General features: G+C 66.4%; 34 protein-coding genes. 28 read left to right on the top strand and 6 right to left on the bottom strand.

Annotated features, from left to right (window positions below; all coding sequences use genetic code 11):
• Positions 1 to 15 precede the first annotated feature (15 nt).
• From rpsS to map, 19 genes are all read left to right on the top strand, one after another.
• On the top strand, positions 16 to 297 hold the full coding sequence (gene rpsS, locus BM150_RS08480) for a 30S ribosomal protein S19 (RefSeq protein ID WP_092925852.1): 282 nt from the start codon (positions 16 to 18) through the stop codon (positions 295 to 297).
• Positions 298 to 366: 69 nt separating this feature from the next.
• Positions 367 to 792, top strand: a complete 426-nt coding sequence (rplV, locus tag BM150_RS08475) for a 50S ribosomal protein L22 (RefSeq protein ID WP_170837289.1) — start codon at positions 367 to 369, stop codon at positions 790 to 792.
• Entirely contained in the window at positions 792 to 1715 is a 924-nt protein-coding gene (rpsC, locus tag BM150_RS08470) for a 30S ribosomal protein S3 (protein ID WP_092925850.1), read from the top strand. The genes rplV and rpsC overlap by 1 nt, the downstream gene beginning before the upstream one ends.
• A 3-nt stretch (positions 1716 to 1718) precedes the next feature.
• Entirely contained in the window at positions 1719 to 2138 is a 420-nt protein-coding gene (rplP, locus tag BM150_RS08465) for a 50S ribosomal protein L16 (protein ID WP_019852823.1), read from the top strand.
• On the top strand, positions 2138 to 2380 hold the full coding sequence (rpmC, locus tag BM150_RS08460; protein ID WP_017976800.1) for a 50S ribosomal protein L29: 243 nt from the start codon (positions 2138 to 2140) through the stop codon (positions 2378 to 2380). Before rplP ends, rpmC begins: the two co-directional genes overlap by 1 nt.
• Positions 2377 to 2655 (top strand): 30S ribosomal protein S17, encoded by a 279-nt coding sequence (gene rpsQ, locus BM150_RS08455; RefSeq protein ID WP_043570408.1) that lies wholly within the window; start codon positions 2377 to 2379, stop codon positions 2653 to 2655. The genes rpmC and rpsQ overlap by 4 nt, the downstream gene beginning before the upstream one ends.
• A gap of 126 nt (positions 2656 to 2781) precedes the next feature.
• The gene (rplN, locus tag BM150_RS08450; RefSeq protein WP_092626220.1) at positions 2782 to 3150 is read left to right on the top strand and encodes a 50S ribosomal protein L14; all 369 of its coding nucleotides are present in this window, start codon (positions 2782 to 2784) and stop codon (positions 3148 to 3150) included.
• Positions 3150 to 3464 (top strand): 50S ribosomal protein L24, encoded by a 315-nt coding sequence (rplX, locus tag BM150_RS08445; protein WP_092626218.1) that lies wholly within the window; start codon positions 3150 to 3152, stop codon positions 3462 to 3464. The genes rplN and rplX overlap by 1 nt, the downstream gene beginning before the upstream one ends.
• 3 nt (positions 3465 to 3467) lie before the next feature.
• Positions 3468 to 4043: a 50S ribosomal protein L5 gene (gene rplE / locus BM150_RS08440; RefSeq protein ID WP_092925848.1), complete on the top strand. Its 576-nt coding sequence runs from the start codon at positions 3468 to 3470 to the stop codon at positions 4041 to 4043.
• Positions 4044 to 4086: 43 nt separating this feature from the next.
• Positions 4087 to 4272 carry a type Z 30S ribosomal protein S14 gene (locus BM150_RS08435; RefSeq protein ID WP_092626214.1) on the top strand — a complete coding sequence of 62 codons (186 nt, stop codon included), beginning with the start codon at positions 4087 to 4089 and terminating at the stop codon, positions 4270 to 4272.
• A gap of 233 nt (positions 4273 to 4505) precedes the next feature.
• Positions 4506 to 4904 (top strand): 30S ribosomal protein S8, encoded by a 399-nt coding sequence (rpsH, locus tag BM150_RS08430; protein ID WP_092925846.1) that lies wholly within the window; start codon positions 4506 to 4508, stop codon positions 4902 to 4904.
• A gap of 16 nt (positions 4905 to 4920) precedes the next feature.
• Entirely contained in the window at positions 4921 to 5460 is a 540-nt protein-coding gene (gene rplF, locus BM150_RS08425) for a 50S ribosomal protein L6 (RefSeq protein ID WP_092925844.1), read from the top strand.
• A 2-nt stretch (positions 5461 to 5462) separates the two neighbouring features.
• Positions 5463 to 5867 carry a 50S ribosomal protein L18 gene (rplR, locus tag BM150_RS08420; RefSeq protein ID WP_165400704.1) on the top strand — a complete coding sequence of 135 codons (405 nt, stop codon included), beginning with the start codon at positions 5463 to 5465 and terminating at the stop codon, positions 5865 to 5867.
• A 65-nt stretch (positions 5868 to 5932) separates the two neighbouring features.
• Complete coding sequence (gene rpsE, locus BM150_RS08415; protein ID WP_092925840.1) at positions 5933 to 6544, top strand: 30S ribosomal protein S5; 612 nt, start codon at positions 5933 to 5935, stop codon at positions 6542 to 6544.
• Between the two features lie 4 nt (positions 6545 to 6548).
• Positions 6549 to 6734, top strand: coding sequence for a 50S ribosomal protein L30 (rpmD, locus tag BM150_RS08410; RefSeq protein WP_092626204.1), 186 nt, complete (start codon positions 6549 to 6551; stop codon positions 6732 to 6734).
• Positions 6734 to 7183 carry a 50S ribosomal protein L15 gene (rplO, locus tag BM150_RS08405; RefSeq protein ID WP_092925838.1) on the top strand — a complete coding sequence of 150 codons (450 nt, stop codon included), beginning with the start codon at positions 6734 to 6736 and terminating at the stop codon, positions 7181 to 7183. Before rpmD ends, rplO begins: the two co-directional genes overlap by 1 nt.
• A 438-nt stretch (positions 7184 to 7621) precedes the next feature.
• Complete coding sequence (gene secY, locus BM150_RS08400) at positions 7622 to 8932, top strand: preprotein translocase subunit SecY (protein WP_092925836.1); 1311 nt, start codon at positions 7622 to 7624, stop codon at positions 8930 to 8932.
• Positions 8933 to 9220: 288 nt separating this feature from the next.
• Positions 9221 to 9775, top strand: a complete 555-nt coding sequence (locus BM150_RS08395; protein ID WP_092925834.1) for an adenylate kinase — start codon at positions 9221 to 9223, stop codon at positions 9773 to 9775.
• Between the two features lie 290 nt (positions 9776 to 10065).
• A complete protein-coding gene (map, locus tag BM150_RS08390; protein WP_092925832.1) occupies positions 10066 to 10851 on the top strand; it encodes a type I methionyl aminopeptidase in 786 nt (261 codons plus the stop codon).
• A 332-nt stretch (positions 10852 to 11183) separates the two neighbouring features.
• Here map and BM150_RS08385 read toward each other — a convergent pair whose 3' ends face one another.
• Entirely contained in the window at positions 11184 to 11825 is a 642-nt protein-coding gene (locus BM150_RS08385; protein WP_092925830.1) for a class I SAM-dependent methyltransferase, read from the bottom strand.
• A gap of 574 nt (positions 11826 to 12399) precedes the next feature.
• On the opposite strand from BM150_RS08385, the gene infA reads away from it, so the two are divergent.
• From infA to BM150_RS08345, 8 genes are all read left to right on the top strand, one after another.
• The gene (infA, locus tag BM150_RS08380) at positions 12400 to 12621 is read left to right on the top strand and encodes a translation initiation factor IF-1 (RefSeq protein WP_017976785.1); all 222 of its coding nucleotides are present in this window, start codon (positions 12400 to 12402) and stop codon (positions 12619 to 12621) included.
• A gap of 53 nt (positions 12622 to 12674) precedes the next feature.
• Entirely contained in the window at positions 12675 to 12788 is a 114-nt protein-coding gene (gene rpmJ / locus BM150_RS08375; protein ID WP_092626791.1) for a 50S ribosomal protein L36, read from the top strand.
• A gap of 234 nt (positions 12789 to 13022) precedes the next feature.
• Positions 13023 to 13400, top strand: a complete 378-nt coding sequence (gene rpsM, locus BM150_RS08370) for a 30S ribosomal protein S13 (protein ID WP_092925828.1) — start codon at positions 13023 to 13025, stop codon at positions 13398 to 13400.
• A 23-nt stretch (positions 13401 to 13423) separates the two neighbouring features.
• Positions 13424 to 13828 (top strand): 30S ribosomal protein S11, encoded by a 405-nt coding sequence (rpsK, locus tag BM150_RS08365; RefSeq protein ID WP_092626192.1) that lies wholly within the window; start codon positions 13424 to 13426, stop codon positions 13826 to 13828.
• A 25-nt stretch (positions 13829 to 13853) separates the two neighbouring features.
• Positions 13854 to 14459 (top strand): 30S ribosomal protein S4, encoded by a 606-nt coding sequence (rpsD, locus tag BM150_RS08360; protein ID WP_092925826.1) that lies wholly within the window; start codon positions 13854 to 13856, stop codon positions 14457 to 14459.
• Positions 14460 to 14610: 151 nt separating this feature from the next.
• A complete protein-coding gene (locus BM150_RS08355) occupies positions 14611 to 15732 on the top strand; it encodes a DNA-directed RNA polymerase subunit alpha (protein WP_092925824.1) in 1122 nt (373 codons plus the stop codon).
• A gap of 51 nt (positions 15733 to 15783) precedes the next feature.
• Positions 15784 to 16341 carry a 50S ribosomal protein L17 gene (rplQ, locus tag BM150_RS08350; protein ID WP_092925822.1) on the top strand — a complete coding sequence of 186 codons (558 nt, stop codon included), beginning with the start codon at positions 15784 to 15786 and terminating at the stop codon, positions 16339 to 16341.
• Positions 16338 to 17240 carry a tRNA pseudouridine synthase A gene (locus BM150_RS08345; protein WP_092925820.1) on the top strand — a complete coding sequence of 301 codons (903 nt, stop codon included), beginning with the start codon at positions 16338 to 16340 and terminating at the stop codon, positions 17238 to 17240. The genes rplQ and BM150_RS08345 overlap by 4 nt, the downstream gene beginning before the upstream one ends.
• A 141-nt stretch (positions 17241 to 17381) precedes the next feature.
• Here BM150_RS08345 and BM150_RS08340 read toward each other — a convergent pair whose 3' ends face one another.
• The 3 genes from BM150_RS08340 to eccE all read right to left on the bottom strand — a co-directional run bounded on the left by BM150_RS08340 (position 17382) and on the right by eccE (position 20468).
• Positions 17382 to 18269, bottom strand: coding sequence for a DUF559 domain-containing protein (locus tag BM150_RS08340; RefSeq protein WP_092925818.1), 888 nt, complete (start codon positions 18267 to 18269; stop codon positions 17382 to 17384).
• Between the two features lie 154 nt (positions 18270 to 18423).
• Complete coding sequence (locus BM150_RS08335) at positions 18424 to 19158, bottom strand: hypothetical protein (protein ID WP_092925816.1); 735 nt, start codon at positions 19156 to 19158, stop codon at positions 18424 to 18426.
• Complete coding sequence (gene eccE, locus BM150_RS08330; protein ID WP_092925814.1) at positions 19155 to 20468, bottom strand: type VII secretion protein EccE; 1314 nt, start codon at positions 20466 to 20468, stop codon at positions 19155 to 19157. The genes BM150_RS08335 and eccE overlap by 4 nt, the downstream gene beginning before the upstream one ends.
• A gap of 181 nt (positions 20469 to 20649) precedes the next feature.
• Here eccE and eccB point away from each other — a divergent pair, with 181 nt between their 5' ends.
• Positions 20650 to 22230 (top strand): type VII secretion protein EccB, encoded by a 1581-nt coding sequence (eccB, locus tag BM150_RS08325; protein ID WP_092925811.1) that lies wholly within the window; start codon positions 20650 to 20652, stop codon positions 22228 to 22230.
• 151 nt (positions 22231 to 22381) lie between these two features.
• Here eccB and mycP read toward each other — a convergent pair whose 3' ends face one another.
• Positions 22382 to 23830, bottom strand: a complete 1449-nt coding sequence (gene mycP, locus BM150_RS08320; RefSeq protein WP_092925809.1) for a type VII secretion-associated serine protease mycosin — start codon at positions 23828 to 23830, stop codon at positions 22382 to 22384.
• A 46-nt stretch (positions 23831 to 23876) separates the two neighbouring features.
• Positions 23877 to 25289 (bottom strand): type VII secretion integral membrane protein EccD, encoded by a 1413-nt coding sequence (gene eccD, locus BM150_RS08315; protein WP_092925807.1) that lies wholly within the window; start codon positions 25287 to 25289, stop codon positions 23877 to 23879.
• Positions 25290 to 25341 lie beyond the last annotated feature (52 nt).

The following is a 25341-nucleotide window of genomic DNA, read 5'->3' as shown; positions in this document are numbered from 1 at the left end:
GGGAGGTAACGACCGATGCCACGTAGCCTGAAGAAGGGCCCGTTCGTGGACGACCACCTGCTCAAGAAGGTGGACACCCTGAACGAGTCCAACAAGAAGACGGTGATCAAGACCTGGTCGCGCCGGTCCACGGTCATCCCGGACATGGTGGGGCACACGATTGCGGTGCACGACGGCCGCAAGCACGTGCCGGTGTTCATCAGCGAGAACATGGTCGGGCACAAGCTCGGCGAGTTCGCCCCGACCCGCACTTTCAAGGGTCACGTCAAGGATGACCGCAAGTCTCGCCGCCGCTGAGCGGGTTTGTGACACGAACGAGCCGGGTCGTCGCACGGATTCGACGACCCGGGGCAAAGGGGTAGCAGGATGAATGCCCGTACCGACGACAGTGCCGCGGTTGAGAATCCGCGTGCAGTGGCGCGGGCCCGCTTCGTCCGCGTGTCGCCCATGAAGGCGCGGCGCGTGGTCGATCTCATCAGGGGTCGAAGCGCCAGCGAAGCCCTGGACGTGCTCAAGTTCGCGCCGCAGACCGCCAGCGGTCAGGTGTCGAAGGTGCTCGCCAGTGCGATGGCCAACGCGGAGAACAACAACGCGCTCGATCCGAGCACGCTGTGGGTACACCGCGCGTATGTGGACGAGGGACCGACGCTGAAGCGGTTCCGCCCGCGTGCTCAGGGCCGGGCCTTCCGGATCCGCAAGCGGACCAGCCACATCACGGTCGAGGTCGAGTCGCGCCAGCCGAAGGGCCAGGGCAAGTCTCGTAAGCGCAGCCAGAAGGGGAGTGCCCGGTAGTGGGTCAGAAAATCAACCCGCACGGCTTCCGGCTCGGCATCACCACGGACTGGAAGTCGCGCTGGTACGCCGACAAGCAATACGCGGAGTACGTCGCGGAGGACGTCAAGATCCGCCGTCATCTCTCCCGCGGGATGGAGCGCGCCGGGATCTCCAAGGTGGAGATCGAGCGCACTCGCGAGCGGGTGAGGGTGGACATTCACACCGCACGGCCGGGGATCGTCATCGGTCGGCGGGGTGCCGAGGCGGACCGCATCCGCGGTTCGCTGGAGAAGCTGACCGGCAAGCAGGTTCAGCTCAACATCCTCGAGGTCAAGAACTCCGAGGCCGACGCTCAGCTGGTCGCCCAGGGGATCGCCGAGCAGCTGTCGAACCGGGTGTCCTTCCGCAGGGCCATGCGCAAGGGCATCCAGTCGGCCATGCGCTCCTCCCAGGTCAAGGGAATCCGGGTGCAGTGCAGTGGCAGGCTCGGCGGCGCCGAGATGTCCCGCTCGGAGTTCTACCGTGAGGGCCAGGTGCCGCTGCACACGCTGCGTGCGGACATGGACTACGGGTTCTTCGAGGCTCGTACGACCTTCGGCCGTATCGGTGTGAAGGTCTGGATCTACAAGGGCGAGCTCATCGGCGGCCTGAAGCAGAAGCAGCAGGAGTCCGAGGTGCGCCCGCCGCGCGGCGAGGGCGGCGGCGGTGGTGGCGGTCGCGAGGGCGGCCGTGGCGGCCGTTCCGAGCGTGGCGGCCGTCGTCGTTCGGGTGCCTCCGGCACCACGAACGTGGGCACCGAGGGTGGCCGTGCCGCAGCCAAGGGCGGTAAGTCCGGTGGCTCCGCGGAGAGCCCGCAGCAGGAGCAGACGGCGACGGACGCCGCCGCCGCGAACGCTCCGGCTGTCAGCGAGCCGCACGCTGATGAGAAGACGGAGGACTGACAAGTGCTCGTCCCACGCAAGGTCAGGTGGCGCAAGAGCCACGCGCCGAAGCGTAAGGGCTTCGCCAAGGGCGGCACCCGGATCAACTTCGGCGAGTACGGCATCCAGGCGCTGGAACACGCCTACGTGACCAACCGGCAGATCGAGTCGGCCCGTATCGCGATCACCCGGCACGTCAAGCGTGGCGGCAAGGTGTGGATCAACATCTTCCCGGACCGCCCGCTGACCAAGAAGCCCGCCGAGACCCGCATGGGGTCCGGTAAGGGTTCGCCGGAGTACTGGATCGCCAACGTCAAGCCGGGCCGGGTGGTTTTCGAGCTGAACTACCCGAACGAAAAGATCGCTTACGAGGCACTGAGGCGCGCGGTCCACAAGCTTCCGATGAAGTGCAAGATCGTGTCCCGCGAGGGTGGTGACTTCTGATGGCGGCTGGTGTCACCGCTACCGAGCTCCGGGAACTCAACGACGAGGAGCTCGTCTCCCGGCTGCGTGAATCGAAGGAGGAGTTGTTCAACCTTCGGTTCCAGATGGCTACCGGGCAATTGCAGAACAACCGAAGGTTGCGCGTCGTTCGTCGGGACATCGCTCGGATCTACACGATCATGCGTGAACGTGAGCTGGGCCTCTCCGTGTCTCCCGAGGGCGCCGAGGAGGGCGCGGCATGAGCGAAACAGTCACGCAAGAGCAGCAGCGCAACCAGCGCAAGACCCGTGAGGGCTACGTCGTCTCGGACAAGATGGACAAGACGGTGGTCGTGGCCCTCGAGGACCGTAAGAAGCACCCGCTCTACGGCAAGATCATGCGTAAGACCACCAAGGTCAAGGCGCATGACGAGAACAACGAGGCGGGCATCGGCGACCGGGTGTTGCTGATGGAGACTCGTCCGCTGTCGGCCACGAAGCGCTGGCGGTTGGTCGAGATCCAGGAAAAGGCCAAGTAACGCCATCCGCGGGGGGCAGCGGCAAGCCCCCCGCGGGTTGTTGTGACCGCGCATGCCGGGTCGGAAATCGGGCATGCCAAAGTGTCTTCGCACAGCGTGTGCGGAAACTTAGGGTCAGGAGTAAAGGTGATCCAGCAGGAGTCGCGACTGCGAGTCGCCGACAACACCGGGGCCAAGGAGATCCTCACGATCAGGGTGCTCGGTGGTTCCGGTCGGCGCTACGCGGGTATCGGCGACGTGGTGGTGGCTACCGTCAAGGAAGCCATTCCCGCCGCCGGTGTCAAGCGTGGTGATGTGGTCAAGGCGGTAATCGTCCGCCAGAAGAAGGAGAAGCGTCGTCCGGACGGTTCCTACATCCGGTTCGACGAGAACGCCGCCGTCCTGGTCAGGCCGGGTGGTGACCCCCGAGGTACCCGTATCTTCGGCCCCGTCGGGCGTGAGCTGCGTGAGAAGAAGTTCATGAAGATCATCTCACTCGCGCCGGAGGTGCTGTGATGAAGGTGAAGAAGGGCGACACGGTCGTCGTCATCGCCGGTAAGGACAAGGGTGCCCGGGGCAAGGTCATCCAGGCCTTCCCGAGTCGGGAGCGTGTGCTGGTCGAGGGCGTCAACCAGATCAAGAAGCACACGCGCGTCTCGCGTACCGAGCGTGGTGCGCAGTCCGGCGGCATCGTGACGCAGGAAGCCGCGATCCACGTCAGCAATGTCATGGTCGTGGACTCGGACGGTAAGCCCACCCGCGTCGGCTACCGCACCGGTGAAGACGGCAAGAAGGTTCGGATCTCTCGCCGCAACGGTAAGGACATCTAACTCGTGACTACCACTGAGAAGAACACCGAGAGGATTGTCCCGCGGCTGAAGGCCCGCTACCGCGACGAGATCGTACCGGCGCTCAAGGAGGAGTTCGAGTACTCCAACCCGATGCTGGTGCCGGGCATGGTCAAGGTCGTCGTCAACATGGGTGTGGGCGATGCCGCGCGGGACAGCAAACTGATCGAGGGCGCGGTTCGCGACCTCGCGACTATCACCGGCCAGCGTGCCGAGGTGCGCAAGGCACGCAAGTCCATCGCGCAGTTCAAGGTCCGCGAGGGTATGCCGATCGGCGCCAGGGCGACGCTGCGCGGCGCACGGATGTGGGAGTTCGTGGACCGGTTGGTCTCCATCTCCCTGCCGCGGATCCGGGACTTCCGGGGTCTGTCGCCGAAGCAGTTCGACGGTAACGGCAACTACACGTTCGGTCTCAACGACCAGTCGATGTTCCACGAGATCGACCAGGACTCGATCGACCGTTCGCGCGGTATGGACATCACGGTAGTGACAACGGCCACCACCGACGAAGAAGGCAGGTCGCTGCTGCGGCAGCTGGGATTCCCGTTCCGGGAACAGTGACTCGTGGCCGTCGCTGCGGATCGAGACTAGGAGAACTGGGCCGATGGCCAAGAAAGCACTGATCAACAAGGCGGCACGCAAGCCGAAGTTCCGGGTGCGTACCTACACTCGTTGCCAGCGTTGCGGAAGGTCCCGGGCGGTCCTGCGGAAGTTCGGACTCTGCCGGATCTGCTTCCGCGAGATGGCCCACGCGGGCGAGCTGCCCGGGGTTAGCAAGTCCTCCTGGTGAGGTAGTGCGGCGGGACGGCTCCACCGACGGCGGAGCGTCTCGTCACCGGTACCGAAACCAGTGGCTGCAGCCCGGCAACGGCTCGCGACGACAACGGACTGACCGCTGCGAAGTTACTTCGGGAGCGGGCAGCCAGTACCCCGACTTCGTTCAGGCCAGGGCCCAGACCTGCGAACCGCGGTTCGCGGCATCCGGGCCCGGGGAACCGAACGAGAAAGGTTGACAGGGTCACCATGACGATGACCGATCCGATCGCAGACATGCTGACACGTCTGCGCAACGGGAGTCGCGCATACCACGACGAGATCGTGATGCCGCACTCCAAGATCAAGGCGAACATCGCCGACATTCTTCAGCGCGAGGGTTACGTGGCCGGCTCTCGTGAACAGCAGGGCGCCAAGACCAAGGAACTGGTCGTGGAGCTCAAGTTCGGCCCGAACCGCGAGAAGTCCATCACCGGGCTGCGCCGGGTTTCCAAGCCCGGTCTGCGGGTGTATGCCAAGTCCACGAACCTTCCCAAGGTTCTGGGGGGACTGGGCATCGCCATCATCTCGACGTCGAGCGGTCTGCAGACGGATCGCCAAGCGATGCGGAACGGTGTGGGCGGGGAAGTCCTCGCCTACGTCTGGTGAAGGAGGAGTTTACGGTATGTCGCGCATCGGGAAGTTGCCGATCACCGTTCCCTCCGGCGTCGATGTGAGCATCGACGGCCAGACGGTTACGGTGAACGGCCCCAAGGGCAAGCTGCAACAGAACATTTCCGAACCGATCAGGGTCGAGCAGGACTCGGACGGCTCGCTGCTGGTGAAACGTCCGGACGACGAGCGTGCGAACCGCTCGCTGCACGGTCTGTCCCGCAGCCTGATCAACAACATGGTTGTCGGCGTCAGCCAGGGTTTCCAGAAGGATCTCGAAATCCAGGGCGTGGGCTACCGCGTGGTGCAGAAGGGGCAGAACCTCGAGTTCTCCCTCGGCTACAGCCACCCGGTCGTCATGGAACCCCCGGAAGGCATCGAGTTCGCCACGGACGGCCCGGCCAAACTTTCGGTCAAGGGCGTCGACAAGCAGCTCGTCGGCGAGGTAGCCGCCAGGATCCGCAAGCTGCGTCTGCCCGAGCCGTACAACGGCAAGGGCGTGCGCTACGCGGGCGAGAAGATCCGCCGCAAGGTCGGGAAGACGGGTAAGTGACCATGAGCGAGAGCACCACAGCCACCAGGAAGAAGCCGGTGGGCAAGAGCGTCGCGGGCGTGCGTCGCCGTGCCCGGAACCAGCGGCACGTTCGAATCCGCAAGAAGATCAGCGGCACTCCGCAGCGGCCGCGTCTGGTTGTCAGCCGATCCACCAAGCACATCGTCGCGCAGGTCATCGACGACACGATCGGTCACACCCTGGCTGCCGCCTCCACGCACGAGCCCGACATGCGCTCGTTCGAGGGAGACAAGACGGCCCAGTCCACCCGCGTGGGTGAGTTGGTCGCGCAGCGGGCCAGCGAGGCAGGAGTCGAGAAGGTCGTGTTCGACCGTGGCGGCAACGCCTACCACGGTCGGGTCGCGGCTCTCGCGGATGCCGCGCGTGGCGGCGGTCTGGAGTTCTGAGAAGTGCGCAATAACCACATCGTCGTCGTACGAAGGATGACAGCACGTAACGGAAGGGACGCCTGATGCCTGGACGCACTCGGCGTGAAGGCGGTTCGGAATCCGGCGGCAAGGACCGCAAGGACCGCCGCGACGGCGGCCGTGGCGGGGCGGCCCAGGAAAAATCCCCGCAGTTCGAACGTGTAGTGACCATCAACCGGGTCGCGAAGGTCGTCAAGGGTGGCCGGCGGTTCAGTTTCACCGCGCTGGTCGTCTGCGGTGACGGCGACGGCCTCGTCGGCGTTGGTTACGGCAAGGCCAAGGAAGTGCCTGCCGCCATCGCCAAGGGGGTCGAGGAAGCCAAGAAGAACTACTTCCGCGTACCGCGGGTCGCGGGCACCATCACTCACCCGGTGCAGGGTGAGGACGCCGCGGGCAAGGTGCTGCTGCGTCCGGCCAGCCCGGGTACCGGTGTCATCGCGGGTGGCCCGGTCCGTGCGGTGCTGGAGTGTGCCGGTGTGCATGATGTGCTGAGCAAGTCGCTGGGCAGCGGCAACGCGCTCAACATCGTGCAGGCCACCGTCACGGCGCTGAAGGAGCTGCAGCGTCCCGAGGAGGTCGCGGCCCGCCGTGGTCTCCCGATGGAGGACGTGGCTCCCGCCCGGATGCTGCGCCAGCGCGCGGGTCAGGAGGTCTGAGTCGATGAACAAACTCAAGATCACCCAGACGCGTGGTCTGGTCGGCACCAAGCCCAACCAGCGTGACGCCATGCGCACCCTCGGGCTGCGTAAGATCGGCCAGACGGTCGTTCGGCCGAACAGTCCCACGGTTCGTGGTCAGGTCGACACCGTCGGCCACCTTGTTTCGGTCGAGGAGGTCGTCGAGTAATGGCCATCAAGATTCACGATCTGCGGCCCGCTCCCGGTTCCAAGCGGAGCAAGATCCGGGTCGGCCGCGGTGAAGCCTCCAAGGGCAAGACCGCGGGTCGCGGCACCAAGGGAACCAAGGCACGTAAGACAGTGGCGCCCGGGTTCGAGGGCGGCCAGATGCCGCTGCAGATCCGGCTGCCCAAGCTGCGTGGTTTCAAGAACCCGAACCGCGTCGAGTACCAGGGCATCAACATCGGCAAGCTGGCCGAGCGCTTCCCGCAGGGTGGCAAGGTCGGCATCGACGAGTTGATCGCCTCCGGACTGCTCAAGAAGGGCGAACTCGTCAAGATCCTCGGCGGCGGGGATCTCGATGGGGTGAAGCTGGACGTGACCGCGCACGCGTTCACGGGCAGTGCCAAGGACAAGATCACGGCCGCGGGCGGCAGCGCCACCAAGCAGGAGCGCTGAGTCCGGACGAACCGCCCCGTCACGGGGCGAAGTTCCGGTGCGGCCGGATCCGCGCCGCGTCGCGCGGTTCACGGTTTCGGGCCGGTCGACTTCGTTGTCGACCGGCCCGTTCTTTTTTCTCCAGCGGTGCTCCCGCTTTCGGTGAGCGGTGGTTTCGCCTTCGAACACGTGGTACCGACGGCCACGTGCCGGGTTCGCCGATCGCGAACAGTGTCCGAAGTGGCCGCTCACTGATCACCGCGAGTGTTTTTCGGGTGCCGCTTCGTTGCCATTGTCCGCAGGTGGCTACTGCGGGCGGGGTGAATGCTGTTAGAGTCCGTGCGGCGGTTCCGTGCCGCGCCGTGGTACGGAATCGTTGACGGAATCCAGCCGTGGGCGACTCGTGAGTCGGCCACCGACATCGGCCGGTGACTACCGGCTCGCGCACAGGAGGTCTGCGTGCTCGGCGCCTTCCGCTCGGCTCTGACGACGCCGGACCTGCGCCGTAAGATCCTGTTCACACTGGGAATGGTCGTGCTGTACCGACTGGGTGCCACGATTCCGTCCCCCGGGGTGTCGTATCCGAACATCCAGCAGTGTGTGCAGGCTCTACAAGGCGAGAGTCAGAGCGTCTATTCGTTGCTGAACCTCTTCAGCGGCGGAGCCCTGCTTCAACTGTCGGTGCTTTCCCTCGGGATCATGCCCTACATCACCGCCAGCATCATCGTTCAGCTGCTGCAGGTGGTGATCCCGCGGTTCGAGCAGTTGAAGAAGGAAGGCCAGTCCGGCCAGGCCAAGCTCACGCAGTACACCCGCTACCTGACGGTTGCGCTGGCCGTGCTGCAGGCCACGGGCATCGTCGCGCTGGCCGTGCGCGGGCAGCTCTTCCCGGGGTGTCAGCAGGAGGTCATCCCGGACAACTCGGTGCTGAACATGGTGGTCATCGTCGTCACCATGACCGCCGGTGCGGCACTGCTGATGTGGATGGGCGAGCTGATCACCGAACGCGGGGTCGGCAACGGCATGTCGCTGCTGATCTTCACCTCGATCGCTTCCCGCATCCCGGCCGAGGGCGGCAACATCCTGAACAACAGCGGCGGCTTCGTCTTCGCCGTGATCTGTTGCTTCGGTCTGGTCATCATCGCCAGCGTCGTGTTCGTCGAGCAGGCGCAGCGCCGCATCCCGGTGCAGTACGCCAAGCGCATGATCGGGCGCCGGATGTACGGCGGCACCTCCACCTATCTGCCGCTGAAGGTCAACCAGGCCGGTGTGATCCCGGTGATCTTCGGTTCCTCGCTGCTGTACCTCCCGCAGTTGCTGGGACAGCTCGCGGGCAACCAGAACACCTGGTGGTCGCGTTTCATCCAGACCTACATCGTCGATCCGTCCAGCTGGGTACACATCCTGCTGTACATGACGATGATCATCTTCTTCGCCTACTTCTACGTCTCGATCACGTTCAATCCGGAAGAGCGTGCCGACGAGATGAAGAAGTTCGGTGGTTTCATCCCGGGGATTCGTCCGGGCAGGCCCACCGCCGAGTACCTGAGTTTCGTGCTCTCGCGCATCACGTTGCCCGGCGCGCTCTACCTGGGCATCATCGCGGTGCTCCCGAACTTCTTCCTCGGGGTCACCGGTGGTCAGGGCGGTGCGCAGAACTTCCCGTTCGGCGGCACCGCGGTCCTGATCATGGTCAACGTGGGGCTGGACACCGTCAAACAGGTCGAGAGCCAACTCACGCAGCGCAATTACGAGGGCTTCCTCCGGTAGGCTCGAAGAGTCCTGGCGATGACGCCGTGGCCGCTGCCCGCTCGGTGGTCGATGACCCCGGGCGGCGCGGTTCCGCTTCGAGTGGTTTCCCACAGTTCGGGCGGTAATCATGGCGAAATCGGCCACGTCGGTTACGGTGTCGATCGCTCGATGTCCGCGTCGGCGGGATCGCCGCCGGGGGAGTTACTCCCCGGTGGCGCCGCGCGGTGCGGACGGCGATGACAGACGGGACGAAAGTGCCCGCCAAACGGTGGCGTGAGCCATCATCACGGATTCGGAGGCAGACCCTTGGTGCGATTGGTTCTGGTCGGCCCGCCAGGTGCGGGCAAAGGCACCCAAGCGGCCGTGCTGAGTGAACATCTCGCGGTCCCCCACATCTCCAGTGGCGATCTGTTCAGGGAGAACATCGACAACGTCACGCCACTGGGCAAGGAGGCCAAGAGCTACCTGGACGCCGGTGAGCTGGTACCGGACGAGGTCACCAACGAGATGGTGCGTCAGCGTCTTGCCGCCAGTGACGCGGCCGAGGGCTTTCTGCTCGACGGATTCCCGCGCACGACGCCGCAGGCCGACGTGCTCAGCGACATCCTCTCCGAGAACGGGATGGAACTCACCGCGGTGGTGCAGTTCGAGGTTCCCCGGGAGGAGTTGGTCCGGCGTCTGCTGGACCGCGGTCGCTCGGACGACACCGAGGAACTCATCCGGCGCAGGCTGGACGTGTACGACTCGGAGACGGCGCCGCTGTTGGACTACTACCGGAACAAGCTGATCACGATCGACGCGTTCGGGCCGGTCGAGGAAGTCACCTCGCGAGCCCTGGAGGCCCTGCGCGCTCGTGCCTGAGTGGTTTCGCTCCCCGGTTCGATCCGTTGCCCGTAGCCGGGCTGCCGGTCCCGGGGAGATGATTTCGTGGCCGGACCTCGCGTGAACTCGTTCCGCGAACGGCGGTGTTCGGCGCGACGGTACTCGGACCGCGGGGGTCGGTGACGTGTGGCGGAGCCGGAGAGGTCTCCGAGGCTCCCGGACCGCCCGACTCCCGCGGTGGCCGGGCCGCGGTGGGGGAGTGGCCCGGGACTCGGTACCGGGGCGAGAATCGTTCTTGTAAGGCCGTTGAGTTGACGAGAGGGGCAGCGGTGCTGCGTCGCGGTAAGGGCATCGAGCTCAAGAGCAGTGGTGAGATTCAGGCGATGCGCGCGGCCGGGCTCGTCGTCGCGCGCGCCCTCGCGGCGGTGACCGAGCAGGCGAAACCGGGGGTCAGCACCGCCGAACTCGACTCGGTCGCCGAGGGCGTCATCCGTGACGCGGGTGCGATTCCCTCCTTCAAGGGCTACCACGGTTTCCCGGGGTCGATCTGCGCCTCGATCAACGAGAAGATCGTGCACGGCATCCCCTCGACGACAGAGGTGCTCGCCGACGGCGATCTGATCTCGGTCGACTGCGGAGCGATTCTGGACGGGTGGCACGGTGACTCCGCCGTGACCATCCCGGTCGGTTCGGTCGGTGAACGTGAACTGGCGTTGTCCGCCGCCACCGAGCGGGCGATGTGGGCGGGTATCGACAAGGTCGCCGCCGGGAACAGGCTGACCGACATCTCGCACGCGGTGGAGTCCGCGGCCAAGTCGGCCGCCGCCTCGGACGGAATCGACTACGGGATCATCGCCGAGTACGGCGGGCACGGCATCGGAACCCGCATGCACATGGAGCCCTTCCTCCCCAACCTGGGCAGGCCGGGCAAGGGGCCCAAGCTCCGGGAGGGAATGGCACTGGCCGTGGAGCCGATGCTGACTCTCGGTCCGCCGGAAAGCGAGGAGCTCTCCGACGAGTGGACCGTCGTGACAGCCGACGGCTCCCGGGCCGCGCACTGGGAGCACACCGTGGCGATCACACCGGACGGACCCTGGGTGCTCACCGCCGAGTGACATCGCGTGTCACTCGGGTCGCGTAGCTGGTTGAAGTGGCGGAACCTCTCGCACGGCTCTCGCTGTGGGTGCCCCGACATCGGGTAGGTACTGCACAACGTCGGGCCTTCCTCGCGAGAGCCACACGGGAGAACCCGCGGTCGGTCCTGCTGCGAGGGTGGTGGTAGCCCGCCCGCGGGAGTGGCGGGAGCTCGGCATCGGGGAAGCACCGCGGGACCGGCGATTTCGCGAGAAATCGACGCCCACCCGGGCCGGACCACCTCACGCACCGGGGTCCCTCGCTCAGCCGCGCGGCGATTTCGCGGGAAATCGACGCTGCCGGGGCCGACGGCTCACACGATCGGGTGGCGGCAGGTGTAGTGCAGCATCGGCGGGACACTTCGCCACGTGGTGTGCGTCAGCACCTCGCCGAAACCGGCCTCCAGACGATCCCGGAAGCGGCGCCCCCCGGGGCTGTGGCGCATCGGCAGGTAGGTCATGGCGGTGAACACCCCGTCGGGGGCCAGGCTCCGACGACACTGCCGAAGGACGTCGTGCTGCTCGTTCTCGTCGAGCAGTGACCAGGGAATGCTGGTCACGATCACATCCGCGCTGTCGATCCCGAGCTTGGGCAACGTCGATCGCAGTTTCCGCGCGTTCCCGTGCACCGTTTCCATCTCGGGGATCCGCCGGCGCAGGTGGCGCACCATGTGCTCGTCGAGTTCTATCCCCACGTGTCTGCCCGCGGCGGGGAGTCTTTTCCTTATCTCGACGCTGAGCGAGCCGGTCCCCGGGCCGAGCTCGACGACCACCGGTTCGCCGCGATCCGGCACGACGCGTCCCACGCTGTCCGCCACCGCGTTCGAGGTGGGGGTTGCCGCGCCGACCGTTCCCGGATGACGGATCGCCGCTGTGAAGAACCGTCGGTAATCACCGACAGGTGCCTTCCGCAGCCAACGCGTCGGTGAGAAACGGCCGTGGTGCTGGGTCGTCACCTTGTGTCTCCTCGGTGTGCCTGACCGGGGTGTCTCGCCGGACGACCTTCGATCATACCGGCACCCTCCCCGGAAGCGCTTCCTCCGGAGCGGCTGCCCCGTTCCGCTCGCCTCGGGCGTCCTCGAGGACACGGGGTCCGGTTGGTATCGGTGGCGGTGACACGCGTGGCTGTGGGACTCGTCTCCTTCGTTGAGCGGCGAAGGAGCAACGAGCGGTTATCACTGAATGTGTTTTCGGCGGCCCGCGGAGTGGCTGTCGGCTCGATGTCCAGCCCCGATTTGGGTGGCATTCGCGCGTGCGCGTACAGTGGAGTATCGGCGCACTCGTGGCGCCGGTTCGTCATGCCGTTCTGTTCGCAGGGGGCGTGGTCCGCTGGGGCGGGCAGCAGCGCGGTTTCCCGATCGCGGGACCGTGATTCCTGTGCATGTCCTCCGGGCCAGCTTGTCCGTGGGTGGTTGGGCTGCCGGACCGCGTCGGAGTGGGTCTGCCTTTGGTGCCGGCTCCGGCGTCAGCGGTAATAACGGTACGAGCTACCGAGAAGATGAACTGTCACCGTCACGAAACGCGGAGGACATGGGCAAAAAGGACGGGGCCATTGAGGTCGAGGGTCGGGTGATCGAGCCGCTCCCCAACGCGACCTTCCGTGTCGAGTTGGAGAACGGCCACAAGGTCCTCGCGCACATCAGTGGCAAGATGCGCCAGCACTACATCCGCATCCTGCCCGAGGACAAGGTCGTCGTGGAGCTGTCTCCCTACGACCTCTCCCGTGGGCGCATTGTCTACCGCTACAAGTGACCTCCACGGTGTCCGGGGTTACGGACACGCGTCGCGATCAGGAGAGCACGGCCGTGAAGGTCAAACCGAGTGTCAAGAAGATCTGCGATAACTGCCAGGTGATCCGTCGTCACGGACGGGTTCTTGTGATCTGCAACAACGGACGTCACAAGCAGCGTCAGGGCTGACCGGCAGCGACGCGGTCGCTACCGAGACAAACGAACCAGGCGATACAAGGGACCTCCCTGTGACCTGCCGACTCGGGAGTTGGGTCGGTTCACCCCCGGAACCAGGCCGGGGCTTCGTGTGGGTACGGGTTCCGGACGGGTTTTCGGTTTCGAAACGACTCCGCCCGGGCGAGCCCCGTGCACGAGGACGGTCGGGGAGTAGACCTGGAATGAAGAGTGAGGAGCACCTGCCAGATGGCAAGGATTGCCGGCGTTGACCTACCGCGCGAGAAGCGCATCGAGGTCGCGCTGACCTACATCTACGGCATCGGCCGCAGCAGCTCGCAGGAGATTCTGCGCAACGCGGATATTTCGATGGACACCCGCGCGAAGAATCTCGACGACGAGCAGCTCGCCAAGCTGCGTGAACACGTTGAGAACAACTACCGGGTCGAGGGTGACCTCCGTCGTGAGGTGCAGGCCGACATTCGCCGGAAGATCGAGATCGGCTCCTACGCCGGGATGCGGCACCGTCGCCACCTGCCGTTGAACGGGCAGCGGACCAAGACCAACGCCCGCACCCGCAAGGGGCCGAAGAAGACGGTCGCAGGCAAGAAGAAGGCCAGGAAGTAAGCCTCGCGAGGAGATAAGCAGTAATGCCACCGAAGGGTCGCGCCGGGACCGTCAAGAAGGTCCGGCGCAAGGAAAAAAAGAATGTAGCGCACGGACAGGCGCACATCAAAAGCACTTTCAACAACACGATCGTGTCGATCACCGACACCGTCGGTTCGGTGATCAGCTGGGCCTCCGCCGGTCACGTCGGCTTCAAGGGCTCCCGCAAGTCCACGCCGTTCGCCGCGCAGATGGCGGCCGAGAACGCCGCCCGCAAGGCTGCCGAGCACGGCATGAAGAAGGTCGACGTGTTCGTCAAGGGGCCGGGTTCCGGACGTGAGACGGCGATCCGTTCGCTGCAGGCCGCCGGCCTCGAAGTGGGAACCATCCAGGACGTGACCCCGCAGCCCCACAACGGCTGCCGCCCGCCGAAGCGTCGTCGGGTCTGAGAAGCGGGAGAGGAGTAGAAACGCAATGGCCCGTTACACCGGTCCCGCGACCCGTAAGTCCCGTCGGTTGAAGGTTGACCTCGTCGGCGGCGACCAGTCGTTCGAGCGTCGTCCGTACCCGCCGGGGCAGCACGGCCGTGGGCGCATCAAGGAAACCGAGTACCTGCAGCAGCTGCAGGAGAAGCAGAAGGCCCGCTTCACGTACGGAGTGCTGGAACGTCAGTTCCGCTCCTACTACGAGGAGGCCAACCGCAGGCCCGGCAAGACCGGTGACAACCTGCTGCAGATGCTGGAGAGCCGGTTGGACAACGTGGTCTACCGTTCGGGTATCGCTCGTACCCGGAGGCAGGCCCGTCAGCTGGTCAACCACGGTCACTTCCTGGTCAACGGCAGGAAGGTCGACATTCCGAGCTACCAGGTCGCCAAGTTCGACATCATCGACGTCAAGCCGAAGTCGTTGAACACGACGCCGTTCATCATCGCCAAGGAAACCCTGGGCGAGCGGCCCTGCCCGGCCTGGCTGCAAGTGGTGCCCTCGTCGTTGCGCGTGCTGGTGCACCAGCTGCCGGAGCGTGCGCAGATCGATACACCGGTCACCGAGCAGCTCATCGTCGAGCTCTACTCGAAGTGATACCGGGCGGAGCGGCTACCGCATCGATGGCTGCTCCGCGGCCCGGTACGGGTGGGGACGCGACGCGTCCCCACCTCGCCCACTGTTCGCAGCGGGCACGCCATCCCTTCGGCGTAAAATGGCGGGCGCCGTGTGGAAAGGAAAAACGACAGTGCTCATCTCCCAGCGACCCTCACTGTCCGAGGAGCCTATTTCGGAGACGCGCTCCCGGTTCACCTTCGAGCCGCTGGAGCCCGGCTTCGGTTACACCCTCGGCAATTCGCTCCGCCGTGCCCTGCTGTCCTCGATCCCGGGTGCGGCCGTGACCAGCCTGCGTATCGACGGTGTGCTGCATGAATTCACCACGATTCCGGGGGTCAAGGAAGACGTTACAGACGTCATCCTGAATATCAAAGAACTCGTGGTCAGTTCCGAGGACGACGAGCCCGTCACCATGTATCTGCGCAAGCAGGGACCCGGTGACGTCACCGCCGCCGACATCGTCCCACCGGCAGGTGTGACGGTACACAATCCCGATCTCCACATCGCGACCCTGAACTCCAAGGGCAAGCTGGAGATCGAGCTCGTGGTCGAGCGGGGTCGCGGCTACGTCCCGGCGGCACAGAACAAGGAGTCCGGTGCCGAGATCGGCCGGATTCCGGTGGACTCGATCTACTCGCCGGTGCGGAACGTTTCGTTCGACGTCACCGCGACTCGTGTCGAACAGCGCACGGACTTCAACCGACTCGTTCTCGATGTCGAGACCAAGCCGTCGATGACCGCGCGGGACGCGGTCGCCTCGGCAGGCCGCACCCTGGTCGAACTGTTCGGCCTGGCACGTGAGCTCAACGTCGACGCAGAGGGCATCGAGATCGGTCCGTCGCCCGCCGAGGCGGACACCATCGCAGCGTACTCCATGCCGATCGAGGATCTCGATCTCACGGTACGCTCGTACAACTGCCTCAAGCGCGAGGGTATCCACACCGTCGGCGAGCTGGTCTCGCGCAGCGAGGCCGACCTGCTCGACATTCGCAACTTCGGTGCGAAGTCGATCGACGAGGTCAAGATGAAGCTGGTCGGTCTGGGTCTGACCCTCAAGGACAGCCCTCCGGGATTCGATCCCTCCGCCGCTGCCGCCGAGTACCCCTCGGAAGGCTGGTCGGAGGAGCCGAGCATCTCCCAGGGGATGTCCGCCGGCGGTTTCGACACCGGTCTCGACAGCGGTTACGAAACCGGCTTCGACAACGGTTATGACGACGACGGCCAGGACTACGCGGAGACTGAGCAGCTCTGACGGCTGCGCTTCGCGGACTGGTTTCCGGCCGCACCTTGAGAGGAGCAACCGATGCCCAGCCCAACGAAGGGTCCGCGTCTTGGCGGGTCGCCGTCGCATCAGCGGCTGATCCTGGCGAACCTGGCCACCGCGCTTTTCGAGCACGGGCGGATCACCACGACCGAGGCGAAGGCCAAGCGGGTCCAGCCGCTGGCGGAGCGTCTCATTACCAAGGCCACCAGGGGTGACCTGCACAATCGTCGCGAAGTGCTGAAGACGATCCGTGACAAGGACGTTGTTCACAAGCTCTTCGCGGAGATCGGACCGTTCTTCTCCGACCGCCCCGGTGGCTACACCAGGGTGGTCAAGACCATGCCCCGCAAGGGTGACAACGCTCCGATGGCCATCATCGAGCTGGTCAACGAGAAGACGGCCACTTCCGAGGCCGAAGCAGCTCGCGGCACCAAGTTCGCGAAGGACCAGCAGGCCACGGCGGAGCCCGCCCAGCAGGGCGAGGAGACCGCCGAGGTCGACGAGTCCGCGGACGTCGACGTCGCGGAGTCCGCTTCCGACGCCTCCGAGACCGAGGGCACCAGCGACGAGGACGCCGAGAACAAGGACCGGTCCTGATTCCGTCGCGTGCCGAGGCCGCCGACGAACCCGCCGCTCCCGAACGGGAGGGCGGGTTCGTTCGCGTTCGTGTCGAACTCGCCTACGACGGCACCGATTTCTCCGGCTGGGCGCGCCAGCCCGGGTTGCGGACCGTGCAGGGACTGCTGGAGGACGCGCTGTGGAAGCAGCCGCCGGGCAGGGAGCTCGTGGGCTCGGTCGTAGTGGCCGGGCGAACCGACGCGGGCGTGCACGCCGACCGTCAGGTGGTCCACGTGGACGCTGTGCCGCTGGCGGCCGGGGATCGGCACCGGCTGGAGGTCGACGAGCACGGTGTGCCCGATCTGACGCGGTTGTGCGGTCGCTGGAACCGGATTCTGCCCGGTGACGTTCGGGTGCTGCGGGCCGAGGTCGCTCCCGCCGGCTTCGACGCGCGGTTCGCCGCGATGCGCCGGCACTACCGCTATCTGGTTTCGGACGCGCCGTGGGGAGTCGACCCGCTGCGGCGGCGCGACACCCTGGCCTGGAACAGGCCGCTGGACGTGCGGCGGCTGAAGCTGGCTTCGAACGACCTGGTGGGGCTGCACGATTTCGCGGCCTTCTGCAAGCAACGCGAGGGTGCGACCACCGTCCGGCAGTTGCAGCTGTTCGAGTGGGAGCGAGTCGACCGGCACCTGTTGGAGGCGACCCTCAGCGCGGACGCCTTCTGCCACTCCATGGTTCGGAGTCTGGTGGGGTCTGTGCTGATGTCCGGTGATTCCAGACGCGGTACCGAGTGGCCGGCGGAGATGCTGCGTGAGGGGAGCAAGACCAGCGCGGTGGCTCCGGCGCACGGCCTGACGCTGACCGGGGTCGACTATCCGCCCGACGACCAGCTGACCGAGCGGGTCAGAACCACCCGGGCGCGGCGTTCGCTGTGACCGTCGGTTTCGCCGGAGATCGACGCCGCCCGGTCCGTTGGGTTCTTCCCCGCCCACACAGCGCCGCGATTTCGCGAGAAATCGACGCCGCTCGGGCAGTGTGTGCCTCTCCCACGCGGCGATTTCGCGAGAAATCGACGCTCACACCCTTCCCAACGCCGTCCCGACCCGCCGCACGAGTTCGTTCGGCGCCTCGAACAGCTCCCGCGCGGTGACCACGAGCACCCGCCAGCCGCACTCCGCTATGCGTTGTCTGCGCATTCGGTCGCGGCGGTACTGTTCCGCGTCCGCGTGCCAGGCCCCTTCGTACTCCAAGGCGACCTTGGCGTCCTCGTATGCGAGATCCACTCGCGCCACGAACCTTCCCCGGTACACGATGTTCAGTTGCGGGGTCGGTGGCAGGCCCCGTTGCACCAGGAGCACGCGCAGCATCGACTCCGGAAGCGACTCAGCTCTGCGATCCAGCAGTTCGAAAGCGGCTCGAGCCTGGCGAATCCCGTAGTGGTTTCGCCCGCCGAGGAAGCGGCGGAGCTGGTTTTCCTCGACCATTCCCTCGTGCAACATCCGGTCGCAGTTGGCCACCGCCCACCTGAGCGGATAGCGGGCGAGCATCTCGAAGGAACTCCGGCAGGGGGAGGCGAGCCTGATTCCGTTCCAGGCGGAGTGCTCATCGGTCGATACGCTCCGCGCCCAACATCTCAACCCCGCTCTTCGGTTCACGTACTTGTCGTTGACGAGTACTTCGACCGCGTCGTTGTGGTCGGCGAGTCGCGTCCCGTGCAGCGTGGCGGCCGACCTCCCCGTGATCACCGCGTCGGACGGCAGGAGCCGTGCCGCTGCCTGGCACCTCAGTTCGTGGCTCAGCGGAACCTCGGCCGGGGTGTAGAGACCGTGGAGTACCCGGCGGTATGCCCCGGACTCCCGTAGCGCGCGGTCCGTTATTCCGGCTTCCAGCGCTTCGGCGCGGGTGAAAAGTACCGGCTCCCGGGGTGCCGGTTCCGGGCGCGTTGTCGATGCGATGTCTGCCATACCCGCCAGTATCGAAGCGACGAACCTCTCTCTGCCCGGTGTTTTCCGGGGGATGTGGACCACTGGAGGTGGTGTGGACACGCTTGCCGCGATTTCGCGAGAAATTGACGCCCCCAAAGCGTCAATTTCTCGCGAAATCGCCGGGGAGGTGAGGTCAGTCGCCGCGCCGAATGGGTCCCAGGAGCTCCCGTTCCGCGTGGTTGGTCACGAGCCGGATCGGGCTCCACAGCATGTTGCCCAGGGCGATGATCCCGTCGTCCTGCAGCGCGGTCAGCTGCTGCACCTGCGGCGGGTGCAGGTGCCAGATCCGCCCAGCCAGCTGGGCCTGGTTCATCGGGATTCGCTGCAGCAGCACCAGATCGGCCGTGTTCGCGGCGGTACCGTTGCCCACCTGCGGATGCAGGTACGGCAACACGTACATGGTGGTCTGCCACGCCGAACGCGGCGGGAACAGTTCCTGGGGAACGGCTCCGCCGTCGTGGATCACCAGCAGCGGGGCGTCCTCGCTGGAACGCGGCAGGTCGAACGGGGTGAGCCGTCGGATCTGCACCAGCGGCACCGGGCTGCCGTCGGGGGTGTGCCCGGCGGCGGTCGCCAGGTTCTCCCAGGAGTCCGGCCGCCCGGTCGCGATGATCACCCAAGCGCCGGTGGCCATGGCGCGCAGCGCGATCTGTCGAGCCAGGTAGAGCCCGCCCACCGTGACCATCCTGGTGGGCTGCGGACGAAGGATCGAGGTGGAGATGGGTTCGCCGTGCGGTCCGGAACCGATGATCATCCCGCCGCGGTCACCGGAGGGGCTGACCGTGTCCAGCGTTTCCGGGGGAACCAGGAACTCCGGAACCCTGTCGCGCAGATCGTCGGGTGTGTCGATGGTCCTGCTGCGGCTCATATCGAGCCTCCCAACGGCAGAGTCGCGTTGAATCCGGCCAGCTGCACGCCGCCCAGCGGGGTCAGCGTGACCCCGAGTCGATTGCTGATACCGCGCAACTGCTCGTCCGCGGTGTCCAGCTCGTCGGGAGTTCGGGCGCTGACCCTGACCAGGCTGCGCAGCCCGACCTCACTGCTCTCACCGGTGGGGGATATGGACATCGCCACCGTGGAGGACAGCGCACGAACCCCGGTGAGCGCGTTCAGGTTGTTGCTCATCTGCGAGGGCCAGCCGGTGATCGCGTAGCTGGAGTGACCCACTCCGCCTGCCGTGACCCCGTCCCAGCGTTCCTTCAGTCCGACCGAGCGCTGCGATCCCAGCACCGACTGCAGCTCGGCCGAGGCGATCCCCGCCTGCAGCAGTTCGTCCGGATCCAGCGGCCGGGTCGGTACCGATTCCCGCTCCAGGGCGCTGCGCACTCGGGACAGCGCACCGATCAGCGCGCGGTGCGCACCCACTATGCCGCCGCCTCGTTCGCCCACGGCCTTGGCGCACCGCTTCGGATCCAACCGCACCGTCACCCACGTGGTACGACGAGCCGCCGCCGGTAACGGTCCCAGCACCTCCATGTACGAGTTCAGCGCGGGCGATTTCGAGGGCAGCGCGGCACTGCCGGGGTAGCAGTGCCAGATCACCTGGATCGCGTCGAGGACCACGCCGCGGTCCTCCAGGCAGTGGGTCAGCGAGCCGAGCGGGAGGTTCGGTGCCTTACCGATCTCGGTGACCAACGACGGTGTGGGTTCCACCATGAGCACGGCGGTCCACTTGCCGTCGTTGAACGCCATGCCGACGTGGTTGCGGTCGTGGTCCTGGCCGTGTGCCACGACCAGGTCGGGAACGACCAGCCGCAGCAGTGAGACCCGATGGTTCTCCTCCGGGCCGATCACCCCGTCGCCGTTCTCGTCCCCACCGTCCGTCAGACCCGGCGTGACTGGTGTGACCACGCTGGTGTGGTTGCGGAACTTGTAGCCCAGCACGAGCCCGAACATCTGGGTGAACCACCGGCCGCGCCTGCGCAGCAGGGCGATGATCACGGCCAGTCCGGCCACTCCCGCCGCGACCGGCCACAGTGTCCGATCGATGCCGACGAGGACCAGTGCGGCCGCGATACCGATCTCCATGACGACGAGGTTGGCTACCGGCAGCGCCCCCAGACTGGCACCACTGGTCCGTCGCCTTGTCTGGATTCGTGCCCGCGTCGCGTTGGTGGGCCCGGTGCCGGACGATCCCGATGCTTTCGGTGGCGCCGAATGCTGTGTGGTCACGGACATCCGTTGGGTCTCTCCCCCTCGCAGGTAGATGCGTCTGCCCACTGTGGGTGCGGGCGAGTGTAGGTAGCGGTAACCGATCGAAGAGAATACTGCGGTGAGTCGGTCGAACCGGACCCACGCGGCAACCTTTCCCGGCTACCCTGCTGAACGGTACCTCGCACGGGAGAGCTTTAGGCGAAGAATGGCATCAACACCCACCACCAAATCACAAGTCCAGGCGTACAGGTTCGTCATACGCCGTATGGAATCGGCGCTCGCCCGCAGGGACGCGGTGATGCTGCACGATCCGCTCGGTTCGCACAAACGCGCCACCATGGCGGGTGCGATCATCGCCTGTATCGGGATGATCGGATTCCTGGTGTGGGGGTTGTTCGGCGGCCAGGGCACCGTCCCGAAACCGGGATCGGTGGTCATCGCGAAAGGCAGCGGCAGTGTCTACGTCGTCACTTCCGACGATCAGGCCGACAAGCGCCTGATTCCGATGCTCAACATGGCCTCGGCGAAGTTGCTCGTCATGGCCAAGGGCAACGGTCAGGGGCAGGCGATCGAGCCGACCAAGGTCGACCAGGCAGCCCTGGCGGAATTACCCCGCGGACCGAAGACGGGAATGCCCAACGCGCCGGACTTCCTGCCCGAGCCGGGACAGGCGGCCACTCCGGCATGGGCGATCTGCGACGTGGCCGAGCTGAACAAGGCGTTGGACACCGAGGACATGCTCGGCACCGCCGAGGTGGAGACCACCGTGCTGGGCGGAGTGACCGGCCGGGGCCGGGAAATCGGGCGTGACGAGGCGCTCTACGTGCGGGACTCCGCCTCGCGGCGGACGTATCTGGTCTATCGCGTGCGCTCCGACAACAGCACCGGAGCCAGGGTGGTCAAAGCCGCTCTGCCTGCCGAGGAACCCGCGGTGACGGAGATGTTCGGTCTCGACGACGCGGTTCCGCGCATCGTCAGCACCAACATGCTCAACGCGATCCCCGAGGTGGACTCGCTCGCGGTGCCGGAACTGTCGGAAACCACTCCGGAGTACGACAGTGGCGGTTACGGGGTGGGTGATGTTCTCGAGCGCAGTGTGCCGGGGGACTCCCCGCAGTTCTTCGTGCTGCGCCAGAGCGGCAAGCAGCACATCACTCGTGGTGCTGCCGCGGTGCTGCACGCTTCCAGGTACAGCTCCAAGGAGATTCCCAACGCCACGGGAATGCTCACCGACATCGGTGGCGCCGACGCGGCCGACGAGCTCGACGTGGACCACTTCCCGGTGGGGGTTCCGCAGCCGCTCTCGTTCGCGGACGCCAACCGTTCCTGCCTGAGCTGGTCCGACGCGTCCGGGGAGCAGCGGGTCACGGTCACCGTCGGTTCGGGTACGCCCGCGCCCAAGGCGCCGGTGAAGCTCGCCCAGTTCGACGGCACGGGGCCGCGCGTGGACTACTTCTACATGCCGCCGGGCAAGGCGGCCGTGGTGCGCGGGAGCACCGGACCCGAAACCGCCGAGGGCGGTCCCCTCTACCTGGTCTCCAACCGAGGGGTCACTTACGGGATCAAGGACGTCGCCACCGCCAAGGGGCTGGGCGTCGTCAACGGCACCGGGGACATCGGAGCGGCCCCCGCCTCGATCCTGGGGACGTTGCCCTCCGGTGACTTCCTGGATCCGGCGCAGGCCAGCTTCGTCTACGACTCCATACCCGTCGAATCGGACGCCGGTGTCAACCGGGCGCCGGAGGAGGAACAGCAGCGGGCCGACACCGGAGCCACCGCCGACTAGCTCCACGGGCGGCCACCGCCACGGATGGTCACCGCCTCGGGCAGCAACGCGGCCCGGAGCCGAGCCGGTTCCGGGCCGCGAGTTCGTTCGGACGCTTCCTGGCGAGGCTCCGCCGAGCGAGCGATCCGCCTACCCGACCGGAAAACCTCGATCAGGAGGTTTCCGACACCACCGGGGACTCGCCCCGGTTCCGTGCCCGAACCCGCCGTACCGCGTTGAGCAGGAACGCCGTGAACAGCACTGTGGCCAGCCCGCCGATGGTTCCTCCCATCGCCACCGCGATGGCGGCCCAGTTCCGCTCCGGGAAGACGTGCGCTTCCAGGCGTCGTGGCTCGACCGGGGCGGCAGCCGCGTCGTGCTCGGCGGGGATGACGTCGTTGAGCGCGGCCATCGGGTTGATCATCCCGTAGCCGATGATGTCGTTACCGCCCTCGCTGCCGCCGTGGTGCTGCGCGGTTTCGGTGATCCGGTGCATCACCTGAGCCGCGGAGAGCTCCGGGTTCTTCTCCTTGATCAGCGCGGCCAGCCCGGAAACGTAGGGGGCCGCGAAACTCGTGCCCTGCAACGGCTGTGGTTGGCTGCTCGAGTCGCGGGCGACGCGGTTCACCAGTCCCTTGCCGCCGATCCCCGGATCGAGCGAGATCAGGTCCTCGCCGGGTGCCGCGACGTCCACCCACGGCCCGGGAATGGTGAATTCGGACGGTGCGCCCTGCCGGTTCACCGAAGCCACGGTCAGCACGTAATCGTCGAACCAGGCGGGCAGCACAGCGGTGCTCGGATCGCCGGGCTCGTTCCTCTCGCACTTGCCGCCGACGTTGCCCGCCGCGGCGACCACCACGACGTCCTGCTCGTAGGCCTGTCTGACGGCTTTGCGCAGTTCCCAGTTCGGCTTGTTGGGCGAGAGGGCGCGGGAGAGCGTCTGACAGGAGGCCTGCGAGATGTTGATCACGTCGGCGCCCTGTGCCACGGCACTGGCGACGGCCTGGGCCATGGTCGACGTGTTGCCGACCGTCTCGCCGGACTGTTCCTTCTGGTAGATCGAGGACGACTGTCGGATGGACAGGATGTCGCTCTCCGGTGCGACGCCGACGAAGCCCGTCTCCTCCGAGTCGCTCGCGGCGATGATGCCCGCCACCACCGTGCCGTGCCCGTCGCAGTCCCGCAACGCACCGCTGGGGATCTTGGAACCGCCGTTGCGGAGCCGTGATCCGATCCTGGGATGTTTGTTCACACCGGTGTCGATCACGGCGACCGTTTGTCCTGCCCCGGTGAGTCCCTGCTCGTGGGCACGGCCGAAACCGAGCACCCGTTGGCTCCAGGGCTGTCGTCTGATCCGTGATCCGCTCTCGTTGGCGGCCAGGCATGCCTGCTGCCGGCTGAAGCCGTTGTCCGGTGAGAGTCTTCCGGAGGACACCGACAGATTCGTGCCCGCTGGGACCGGGGGAAGTCGCAGCTCCTGCTCGTTCTCGGCTCCGGTCTCGTCCTCGTCCTGAGCGGTGACCGGTTGCACCGGGCCGCACACCAGGAGAGTGGCGGTCGCGGCCGAGATCGCCAGCGCACGCCGGAGGTTGCCACGGTGCACAGTTGTGGTTGAACGCATCACGCTTCCTTCGCGGCGGCTGTTCGGCGAATCGACGGAAGCTCCATCAGAACAGGCTGATGTTGAGATCGCGGATCGTCATGTACACGTCCATGACCCCCAGCGCCAGCGGAAGTACCAGCGCGATCAGCACCGCCTCGATGATGTCCACACTGCGGCGCTGCACCGGTGAGAACCGCCGGTTGGGGAAGACGACGCCGAACACGATCGCCGCCACTCCCAGCAGCAGCAACGGCCAGAACAACCAGGTGAGCTTCTGCTGCGAGGTGGTCACCGTGGGAAGCACCAGCCAGATGGTCATGCCCAGCGCGGCGATCAACCCGCTGAGCAGCAACGCGATCGCCTGGCTGCCGTTGGCGTAGTTGCGCCCACGCAGCATCAGCACGGCCGAGACCACCCCGGCCAGCAGCGGGCCCCAGATGTTCGGTGCGGTGGTGGCGATCATCGCTCCGAGCGCGGCCGTACCGCCACATCCCACGATCAGGCCGGTCATGTACTTGTGCGCGAGACCGGACTGCCGCTGGATCTGGTGGTAGTCCGGGAAGCCGCCGTCCTCCTTGAGGTCCTCGGCGTTGCCGGGAACGTGCGGCAGCGGCAGCTTGGCCAGCTGGATCGTGATCCGGGGGAGCATGGAGATCCCCGCGAGCCCCACCGCCGCGGCGCCCGAGGCGACTCCGGCGGCGGTCGCGGCGGGAACCAGGGTGGCGACGAGGAATCCGATCACGGCGAACAGCGAGATCGTCGCGGCGGCGATGAAGTGGATGATTCCCGCCCCGATCACCATGAGCGACACCGAGGCGAATATGAGCACCAGCGCGCTGGCCAGCAACAGTTTCGGCCGCATGTCCTGGCCGGGGACGATGTTGAGCCCCGCCACGAAGGCCATCGGCAGTCCGCCCGCGGCGGCCAGCACCGTCCCGGTGGTCGCGGCTCCGTAGGCGCGGGCGACTATCGCGCCTATGCCGGTGGCGAAGATCGCGACCGCGAGCCCCACCACGGCGGCGATGATGTGGAAGATGATCCCTTGCGGCACGGCGGCCATTCCCAGGGCCACGGCCGAGGCGATCATCGCCAGCGCGCCCGCCGCGTGGCCGGTTCTGGCGGCCGTCTCCTTGGTCCAGGGGCGGTAACTTCCCGGTTCCGCCTCGGCGAGCGCGTCCACCACGTCGTCGTACAGCGGCGGTGGTGGATCGTCGGACTTGCGTCGCAGCTGGAGCATGTCGCCGTCCACGATGCCGAGTGCCGCGAGAGTCTGGCTGGTGTCCAGCGGTGCGTCACCCAGCTTCGCCAGGCACCAGCCGCCGTGACGTGCTCCGCCGTCCGGGGTGGCCTCGTGTGCCATGTCCAGCAACATCGGCAGCAGGTCCGCCACCGAGACGTCCGCGGGTAACGCGAGGTCTATGCGCGTCTTCGGCGCGACCACCGTCACGCGGCTGAATACCGTGGTCCCGGTCGCCACTTGGGCCCCCTAATCCCTCGTCCTTCGATATCGATCCGTGTGTGCTCTACGC

Origin of the sequence: Actinopolyspora alba (assembly GCF_900112765.1) — a bacterium.
Taxonomy (GTDB): domain Bacteria; phylum Actinomycetota; class Actinomycetes; order Mycobacteriales; family Pseudonocardiaceae; genus Actinopolyspora; species Actinopolyspora alba.
This window is presented reverse-complemented; position numbering and strand designations above follow the sequence as displayed.

What these genes read in the sequence shown, in the direction of transcription:
- rpsM (WP_092925828.1), top strand. Translation starts at nt 13,023, where the DNA reads ATGGCAAGGATTGCCGGCGTTGACCTACCGCGCGAGAAGCGCATCGAG.
- eccB (WP_092925811.1), top strand. Translation starts at nt 20,650, where the DNA reads ATGGCATCAACACCCACCACCAAATCACAAGTCCAGGCGTACAGGTTC.
- rpsS (WP_092925852.1), top strand. Translation starts at nt 16, where the DNA reads ATGCCACGTAGCCTGAAGAAGGGCCCGTTCGTGGACGACCACCTGCTC.
- rpsD (WP_092925826.1), top strand. Translation starts at nt 13,854, where the DNA reads ATGGCCCGTTACACCGGTCCCGCGACCCGTAAGTCCCGTCGGTTGAAG.
- rpsK (WP_092626192.1), top strand. Translation starts at nt 13,424, where the DNA reads ATGCCACCGAAGGGTCGCGCCGGGACCGTCAAGAAGGTCCGGCGCAAG.
- BM150_RS08340 (WP_092925818.1), bottom strand. Translation starts at nt 18,269, where the DNA reads ATGGCAGACATCGCATCGACAACGCGCCCGGAACCGGCACCCCGGGAG.
- rpsH (WP_092925846.1), top strand. Translation starts at nt 4,506, where the DNA reads ATGACGATGACCGATCCGATCGCAGACATGCTGACACGTCTGCGCAAC.
- rplV (WP_170837289.1), top strand. Translation starts at nt 367, where the DNA reads ATGAATGCCCGTACCGACGACAGTGCCGCGGTTGAGAATCCGCGTGCA.
- rplQ (WP_092925822.1), top strand. Translation starts at nt 15,784, where the DNA reads ATGCCCAGCCCAACGAAGGGTCCGCGTCTTGGCGGGTCGCCGTCGCAT.
- rplF (WP_092925844.1), top strand. Translation starts at nt 4,921, where the DNA reads ATGTCGCGCATCGGGAAGTTGCCGATCACCGTTCCCTCCGGCGTCGAT.
- eccE (WP_092925814.1), bottom strand. Translation starts at nt 20,468, where the DNA reads ATGTCCGTGACCACACAGCATTCGGCGCCACCGAAAGCATCGGGATCG.
- rpmC (WP_017976800.1), top strand. Translation starts at nt 2,138, where the DNA reads ATGGCGGCTGGTGTCACCGCTACCGAGCTCCGGGAACTCAACGACGAG.
- rpsQ (WP_043570408.1), top strand. Translation starts at nt 2,377, where the DNA reads ATGAGCGAAACAGTCACGCAAGAGCAGCAGCGCAACCAGCGCAAGACC.
- BM150_RS08435 (WP_092626214.1), top strand. Translation starts at nt 4,087, where the DNA reads ATGGCCAAGAAAGCACTGATCAACAAGGCGGCACGCAAGCCGAAGTTC.
- rplR (WP_165400704.1), top strand. Translation starts at nt 5,463, where the DNA reads ATGAGCGAGAGCACCACAGCCACCAGGAAGAAGCCGGTGGGCAAGAGC.
- rpmD (WP_092626204.1), top strand. Translation starts at nt 6,549, where the DNA reads ATGAACAAACTCAAGATCACCCAGACGCGTGGTCTGGTCGGCACCAAG.
- mycP (WP_092925809.1), bottom strand. Translation starts at nt 23,830, where the DNA reads ATGCGTTCAACCACAACTGTGCACCGTGGCAACCTCCGGCGTGCGCTG.
- rpsE (WP_092925840.1), top strand. Translation starts at nt 5,933, where the DNA reads ATGCCTGGACGCACTCGGCGTGAAGGCGGTTCGGAATCCGGCGGCAAG.
- rplO (WP_092925838.1), top strand. Translation starts at nt 6,734, where the DNA reads ATGGCCATCAAGATTCACGATCTGCGGCCCGCTCCCGGTTCCAAGCGG.
- rplX (WP_092626218.1), top strand. Translation starts at nt 3,150, where the DNA reads ATGAAGGTGAAGAAGGGCGACACGGTCGTCGTCATCGCCGGTAAGGAC.
- BM150_RS08335 (WP_092925816.1), bottom strand. Translation starts at nt 19,158, where the DNA reads ATGAGCCGCAGCAGGACCATCGACACACCCGACGATCTGCGCGACAGG.
- infA (WP_017976785.1), top strand. Translation starts at nt 12,400, where the DNA reads ATGGGCAAAAAGGACGGGGCCATTGAGGTCGAGGGTCGGGTGATCGAG.